Origin of the sequence: Streptomyces virginiae (assembly GCF_000720455.1) — a bacterium.
Lineage (GTDB): Bacteria > Actinomycetota > Actinomycetes > Streptomycetales > Streptomycetaceae > Streptomyces > Streptomyces virginiae.
This window is the reverse complement of record NZ_JOAK01000067.1, coordinates 1-6,742: the sequence shown is the minus strand read 5'-3', so window position 1 is coordinate 6,742 and position 6,742 is coordinate 1. Positions and strand designations below refer to the sequence as shown.

The 6,742-nt window shown below is 75.4% G+C and carries 5 protein-coding genes and 1 tRNA gene; 2 read left to right on the top strand and 4 right to left on the bottom strand.

Annotated features, from left to right (window positions below; genetic code table 11):
* The first annotated feature begins 111 nt into the window (after positions 1-111).
* Positions 112-186: transfer RNA gene (locus IG86_RS0137745), tRNA-Trp, on the top strand.
* 159 nt (positions 187-345) lie between these two features.
* Here IG86_RS0137745 and IG86_RS0137740 read toward each other — a convergent pair.
* Positions 346-648 carry a hypothetical protein gene (locus tag IG86_RS0137740; RefSeq protein ID WP_030903019.1) on the bottom strand — a complete coding sequence of 101 codons (303 nt, stop codon included), beginning with the start codon at positions 646-648 and terminating at the stop codon, positions 346-348.
* A 421-nt stretch (positions 649-1,069) separates the two neighbouring features.
* Between IG86_RS0137740 and IG86_RS39555 the strand changes: the two genes are divergently transcribed.
* A complete protein-coding gene (locus IG86_RS39555; protein WP_051785655.1) occupies positions 1,070-1,375 on the top strand; it encodes a hypothetical protein in 306 nt (101 codons plus the stop codon).
* A gap of 172 nt (positions 1,376-1,547) precedes the next feature.
* Here IG86_RS39555 and IG86_RS0137730 read toward each other — a convergent pair whose 3' ends face one another.
* Genes IG86_RS0137730 through IG86_RS0137720 form a run of 3 tightly spaced genes read right to left on the bottom strand, consistent with a single transcriptional unit; the run spans position 1,548 to position 6,632 of the window.
* Positions 1,548-2,372: a MerR family transcriptional regulator gene (locus IG86_RS0137730; RefSeq protein WP_030833799.1), complete on the bottom strand. Its 825-nt coding sequence runs from the start codon at positions 2,370-2,372 to the stop codon at positions 1,548-1,550.
* Positions 2,373-2,406: 34 nt separating this feature from the next.
* A complete protein-coding gene (locus IG86_RS0137725; RefSeq protein ID WP_030903017.1) occupies positions 2,407-5,079 on the bottom strand; it encodes a DUF6493 family protein in 2,673 nt (890 codons plus the stop codon).
* Positions 5,076-6,632 (bottom strand): SWIM zinc finger family protein, encoded by a 1,557-nt coding sequence (locus IG86_RS0137720; RefSeq protein WP_244306279.1) that lies wholly within the window; start codon positions 6,630-6,632, stop codon positions 5,076-5,078. The genes IG86_RS0137725 and IG86_RS0137720 overlap by 4 nt, the downstream gene beginning before the upstream one ends.
* Between the last annotated feature and the right edge of the window lie 110 nt (positions 6,633-6,742).

Sequence of the window (6,742 nt, the reverse complement as noted above, 5' to 3'; positions counted from 1 at the left end):
AAGCCCGTGAACGTCTCCACCCACACCGGCTCAGCCCGCAACACCCCACCCATACAGGCAAAATGCCCAAGACTGAGCCTTCTGCAACACCCTTTAGGATGCCGGGCGGGCGGGGTCGTAGCGCAGAGGTCGTCGCGCGCGGTCTCCAAAACCGTGAGGACGCCGGTTCGAATCCGGCCGGCTCCGTCCACCCCACTGCATTCCATTCCGGTCCGCTCGGTCGCGGGGCCGCCGCGAAGCCCCTGTCGGGTCCCGGTGGGGTCCGGCAGGGGCTGGTCGGCTGCGGTCTTGCGTGCCGTGTGATCAGGCCTGGGTGCGGAGGGTCATGGCGTGGGGTTTGCGGTCTCAGCCGGAGGCGGCGGCGCTTTCCTTCATGGGGGCGGACTCCTGCTGGGGAGCCATCTCCGGCTTCGTCTCCGGCTTGGTCTCGGGCTTGGTCTCCGGCTTCGTCTCGGGCTTCGTCTCCGGCTTGGTCTCCGGCTTGGTCTCGGGCTTCGTCTCCGGCTTGGTCTCCGGCTTGGTCTCCGGCTTGGTCTCGGGCTTCGTCTCCGGCTTGGTCTCCGGCTTGGTCTCCGGGGCGGGCTTGTCGGGCTTGTGCTCGCAGTAGACCTTGCCCTGGTAGAACTTGCAGCCCGGCATGTTCTCCACGTCGCGGACCTTGTTCTTCTTCTTGCCGTGGCTCTTCTCGTGCTTCTTGCCCTTGTTGTGCTTGCTGTGCTTGTCCTCCCACTTGTCCTTCTTGTTCCGGCCGGGGCGGCGAAAGCGCTGGTGGGGACCAGTGCGCCCCCTCCGACGATCGCGGCCGAGACGGCGTACAGGGCGAAACGCTGCTTCCGGGAGGTGGCACGGAACATGAGGATGACTCCAGAGGAGAGGCGGGGGGAGGATCAGGTCCAGAGAACTTGGGGTGAAATGTCTGTTTTGTTCTCTGGTTAAAAGACTGGCTCCCGGACTTCATGAAGCTGTCCGCCGACTGTCACAGGCGCGTGACAGGCGGCGCGCCTCCCCCGTCCGGGCCCATCCGGGGCCCCGTCCGGTCCCCTGGCGGCCCGGCATCCGCACCGCGTACATGCGCGCGCTGGTCGCGTACGCGCTGGTCGTCGGCCTGTGCGCGGCGATCGCGGTGGCTCCGGTGCTGCAGCGCCTGGAGTGGCTGTTCCCGATGCCGGGCACCCGCAGCGGCTGCGAGGGCATCGGCCGGTACGAGGTGATCCGCACGAGGGCGGCGGTGGCGGGGCCGGCCGGCAGTGACGCCGCCGCGCTGGCGTACGCGCAGGAGAGCGGGCGGGAGAGCGGGCGGGAGAAGGCCGTCGCCGACTGCCTGGCGTCCACGACGACCTGTGGCCGCCCCTGTACGGGGCCGGGGCGGCCGTAGTGGTGGGCGCGGGGGCCTGGTACCGCGACCGGAACCGGGCCGGGAGGCGCTCCCGGCCCGGTTCCTCCCCTCAGGAGCCGGTGGACACGGGAGCGCGGCAGGCCGGTCCGGCGTAGCGGTACGGCGTGCCCCCGCGCCGCGTGCCGCGTACGGCCTGGTGCGGGGGGGGCGGTCAGTCGGCCAGCGGGAGCGCGATGTCGCAGGCCGGGTCGGCCGGGCCGATCTGGGACCAGTCGGCGAAGTAGACCTCGCGGGGGGCCGCCGCGGTCGTGCGGGACTCGCGCTGCGCCCAGGCGTGGACGGCGTCGTAGGCGGAGAGGATCTGCGGGTAGGCCACCTGTGCCTTGGTCAGGCGGGTGTAGGCCTGTGTGTGGGCCGGTTCGGTACGGCAGGCCGCCGGGAGCCGGCCGGCGCGGGCGGGGTCCACCGGGACGCAGAGCTCCACGGGGCCGTCGCCGTCCTCGTCGACCTCCCCGTGGTAGACGACGAACGGGTCGCCGAAGACGCCCCCGTGCTCCTGCGCCACCGGGAGCAGCCGGCCCAGGGCGGCGGGGATCCAGTGGGGCAGTTCCTCCGGGGTGATGTGCCGCTGTTCGGTGAGGACCAGCTGTTGCGGCACCTCGCGCTGGTGAATCTCGTACATGTCCAGGATCCCTTCGTCTCCGAGCAGGTGGATGCGGAGGTGTGCCGCCAGCTCGCGCTGGGCCGCGTGACGGCGCTCGACGCCGTCCCAGTACGCGGCCACCAGCCGGGCCGCTTCCGGCGCCGGGGCGGCCAGGACCGCGCCGACGTCGGCCAGCGGCATGTCCAGCCCGCGCAGCCGCACGATGAGCCGGGCGGCGGCGAGCCGGTCTGGCCGGTAGTACCGGTAGCCGGTGACGGGATCGACGTGGTCGGGCGGCAGCAGGCCGTGGCGGTCGTACAGCCGCAGGGCCTTGTGCGACAGCCGTGCCCGGCGGGCGAACGCGCCGATGCTGAGCAGTGCTTCTTCCTCCATGGCCGCTACGCTCCCCTCTCCCCCAGGGTCAAGGTCAACCGGCCGCGGCGGCCGTGTCCAGGGCGGTGCGCAGGCGGCGGGCCTGGGTGGCCAGCTGGGAGGTGCCCTTGCGGGCGGCGGCCGGGGCCAGGCCCTCGGGCAGCGGGCCGCCGGCTCCGCAGTGTTCGACGCAGTCGGCGGCCACGGCGAGGAGTTCGCCCGCGCCGCGGGCCGGGCCGTCCGTGAGGACGGCGGGCAGTGCCCCGGCCAGGACCGCCCAGGTCGTCGCGTACGCTCCGGTCGCCGCGGCCGTGCGGGCCGCGTCGGCCAGCCGGTTGGGTTTGACGGTGCCCAGGCGCAGCAGTTCGGCCAGGTCGCGTCCGAGGAGGGCGGTGTCCAGCTCGCCCGTTGCGGCCAGGACGAGCAGGGCGTCGACCGCGGCGAGGCGGTCCTCGGTGTGGCGGGCGCCCAGTGCGGTGGCCACGGCCAGGTGCAGTGCGGGGCCGGCGGGGCCGCCCAGTTCGGCGAGCCGGGAGAGGACCTCTCCCGCGCCGCGGTCCTCGCCGATCGCGCAGCCGGTCAGGTCGGGCAGCAGCCACACGGCCTGCGTCTCGCGGTCCTGCGGCAGGACGGCGAGGTGGGCGAGTTCCTGGCCGCGCCAGTGCCAGCAGTGCGGGGTTCCGGTGCGGGGGCGGCCGAGCGGGTGGAAGACGGCGGGGAACTCCTTCTGGATGACCAGGTGTTCGGCGAGTTCCAGCACGATGCGGCGCGGCATGTCCTGTTGGCCGCCCCACCAGGTGCGCGGGCCGCGGTCGGTGACGTGGCGGGTGTGGGGGGCCGGTGCGCCGTCGGTGGTGAGCCAGGCGGCCAGGCGGCGGCCCTCGTCGGTGGCGAGTGCTTCGGCCTGCGCGGCGGCGTGCGGGTCGCGGCGTACGCGCAGCAGGGCCTGGGCGAAGTCGGCGGGGGCGGGTACGCGGCCCTGGCGGGTGTAGGCGGTCAGGCGGGTGATGAGGTCCTGCGGTTCGAGGGTGCCGCAGTCCCAGGTGGGTGTGGCCAGCAGGAACGGGAGGGGGTCGGTGAGCACGCGCAGGGCGGCTTCCCGGGCCCGGGCGGTGGTGACGCGCTGGAGGGCGTCGTGGATGCAGTGCTGCCCGAAGCCCCGGCCGTTGATGGGGCGCTGGGGTGCGAGGTCGGCGGGGTCGAGGCGGCCGAGGACGGCGGCGGCCAGGAGTTCGGGGCCGGAGAGGTGGCCGGGGTCGGCGTGGCCGGCGTCCTGGCGTGCCCAGTGGCGGTCGGCCAGGGCCGGGAGCAGTGCGGCGGCCAGGGCGGTCCGGTCCTGGTGTGCGTGGCGGACCAGGAGGTCGAGAGCGGTCTCGGTCTCCTCGGCGGTCGCAGCGTTGGTCTTGGCGAGGGCGGCGACGAGTTCGACGGTCTCGGCGAGGGACCGGCCGGCGGTGGTCAGGGGGCGGCGGGCGGGTGCGGCCGGGAGGGTCTCCTCGTAGCCGGTGGGGCCGGTGGGGTCGGCGATGGCGCCGAGCAGGTCGGCGGCCGTGCGGCGCAGGGCGGGGCCGAGGTGTTCGGCCTCGAAGGCGAGGTCGGTGCGCAGGGCGTCGTCGCCGGGGCGCAGGTGGGTGGCGACGAGTTTGAGGGCTTTCTCCTGCAGGACGGTGTCGGGGTGGCCGAAGGCGGCGGCGGTGGCGGGCAGCAGGGTGGAGCGGTCCTCGGCGCGCCGGCGCAGGGCCTTGCCGAGGAGGACCAGTTGGGCGCGGACGAGTTTCTTCTCGGGGCGGAAGAGGACGGCCTGCGACATCTCGGCGAGGCGGTCGGCGGGGAGGCGGCCGGCTTCGAAGAGTGCGGTGAGGGTCTGCTGGGCGCGGCCGGCGGTGGGTGAGGGGGCGTCGGCGGCCAGGGCGATCCAGTCCGCCGTGTGTTCGGCCCGTTCGTCGGTGGTGAGGTCGAGGACGTCGAGGAGGTCGGTGTAGAAGGCGAGGTGGGCGGTGCGGCCGCCGCGCAGCAGGCGGTTGATGCTGCCGTCGATGAGGGTGCGGCGCTCCACGGTGCCCTGGGCGGCCAGGTGCGCGAGTTCCGCGGGCCAGCGGCCGGGCGTGTGGGGGGTGTCGTACCAGGTGAGGGAGGGTGCGGGTTCGGCGGTTTCGAACAGGTGGGGTACGAGGTGGGGGGTGTAGGGGTCTTCGCGCAGGGCGACCCGCAGGGGGCGTGGACGCGGGCGGGGGCGGTGCCGTCCGGTGGGGGTGGTGTCGGTGGCGGTGGTGGTCGCCAGGGCCCAGGCGTGGACGAAGCCGTCGGTGGTGGGGGCGGGGGCTTGGGTGCCGTCCAGGAGGGCGCGGATGAGGGGGTAGTCGTCGGCGACGGTGGCGGTGCGGGCGGCCAGGCGGTGGGCCACGTCGGCGCGCCAGTCGGGGGCGCGGCCGGCGAGGAGCGCGGCCAGGGGGGCGGTGTCGCGGGGGCGGGCGTCGCGCAGGTCGCGGGCGGCGATCCAGGAGGCGGCGGCGGCCGGGCCGGTGTGGCAGCCGGCTCCGGCGAGGTGCAGGGCGCGCAGGGTGGGTTCGGCGTCCCAGCGGCGGCGCCAGTCCCAGGCGCGTGCCTCGGCGCGCAGGGCGGTCAGTTCGGGCAGGTGGGCGCGGCGCTCGTGGTCGGTGAGGGGGGTGATCAGGCTGGTGACCAGGTCGCAGCGGCCGGTGCGGACGGCGTCGAGGAGGGTGTTCATCGGGTCTCTCCGGCAGCGGTGACGGTGGCGGGCGCGGTGGTGGCGGTGGGAGCGGTGGCGGTGGGCGCAGTGGCGGTGGGCGCAGTGGCGGTGGGCGCAGTGGCGGTGGGCGCAGTGGCGGTGGGAGCGGTGGCGGTGGGAGCGGTGGCGGTGGGCGCGGTGGTGGTCCGGCCGCGGCGGGCCATGCGCACGGCGAGGGCGTGCTTGCAGGGGCCGCGGCGGCCGCGGTAGTCGGCCCACCACTGGCAGGTGCAGCTCAGGACGCCGCCGGCGGCCTCGCGGACCTGGTAGTGGCGCTCGCCGGAGCGGACGGTCGCGGTGCCCGGCCCGGGGGCGGTGGCGGGGGTGTGGAGGTGGACCGCGCCGTCGGCGAGGAGGGCGCGGGCGGCGGTGAGGCGGGGGTTGCGGGCTTCGGCGCGGCCGGCGTCGTAGGGCAGTTCGCGGTGGAAGTAGGCGGCGTCCGCGGCGTCGTAGCCGACGCGGCCGGCGGTGCCGAGCCGGGTGAGGGCGGCACGTACGCGTTGCGGGCTCAGTCCGCTCTGGGCGGCGAGGTCGGCGGTGTCGATGCGCGGCTCCCAGGAGAGCAGTACGGACACGAGGTCGGCGTCGGCGGCCGCTTCGTCGGTGGCCAGCGCCTCCAGGACGGCGCCCTCGCCGGAGAAGCCGCGGCTGGGCTCCGGGGAGAGGGTGAGGGTCAGGCGCATGCCGGGCAGGGTGACCTCCCAGGCGGCGGCGGTGGCGGCGCCGCCCGGGGCGGCGGGCCCGTAGACGCGCAGGGCGGTGGCGTGCCGCAGTACCCGCTGGAGGGCGGTGAGGCGTTCGGGGCCGGGCAGGCAGACGGCGCCGGGGACGGGGCGGGTGGTGGGGCGCAGGGTGCGGCCGGCGGGGACCACCCACAGGGACCCCCGGCCGGCCGCGCCGGCGCCGGTGGTGGTGCGCGGGAGGGTGCGCAGGAACCGTACGGCCTCGGCGGCGGACAGTTCGGCGCGCAGGTCGAAGCCGGCGGTGATCACCTGGGCTTCGGCGAAGCCGCGCAGCCAGCGGTCGGGCAGCGGGACCTTCTTCTCCACCACGGGTCCGTCGGCGGTGGTGACGGCCAGTTCGTCGGGGCCGACGCGCAGGTGCAGGGGTTCGTCGCCGCTCAGCCGGGACAGGGCCTCGCGCAGCGGGTTGTTGACGTCGACGTTGGTGGTGCCGTGGCCGGTGTCGGCGCCGGCGAGTCCTTCGGGGAGTACGTCGAGCCGGGCGTAGACCCCGCAGCAGCCGGAGAAGGACTCGAAGCGCAGCCGGTCGCCGCCCGCGGTGACGACCGGGTCCAGGGAGGCCCGCAGGGTGCGTTGGTGATAGCGGGTGGCGGCGACGTCCGCGACGGCGAGCAGGCCGCGGGCGGCGGCCTGAGGCGAGCTCAGGAACCCGGCGAAGAACTGCGGGTGGGCCTCACGGCCCACCGGGGTCAGCCCGCCGGAGGTCTCCAGCCCGAGGAGGCCGGTGCCGCCTTCGGTGGTGAGGGCGGAGGGGCGTGCGTAGGCGAGTGCCTGGATGGATCGGCTCATGGGCGCAAACGTAGGGGCGGGCACCGACAACGCTGACGGTCCGTCATCTGCGGGGTGGGGGGCGGGGCCTGCCGGCCCCCTGGCGCGGGGTGCCGGCGGGCGGGGCGGGG

Coding starts and splice junctions, on each gene's coding strand:
- IG86_RS39555 (WP_051785655.1), top strand. CDS start 1,070: ATGCGCGCGCTGGTCGCGTACGCGCTGGTCGTCGGCCTGTGCGCGGCG.
- IG86_RS0137730 (WP_030833799.1), bottom strand. CDS start 2,372: ATGGAGGAAGAAGCACTGCTCAGCATCGGCGCGTTCGCCCGCCGGGCA.
- IG86_RS0137725 (WP_030903017.1), bottom strand. CDS start 5,079: ATGAACACCCTCCTCGACGCCGTCCGCACCGGCCGCTGCGACCTGGTC.
- IG86_RS0137720 (WP_244306279.1), bottom strand. CDS start 6,632: ATGAGCCGATCCATCCAGGCACTCGCCTACGCACGCCCCTCCGCCCTC.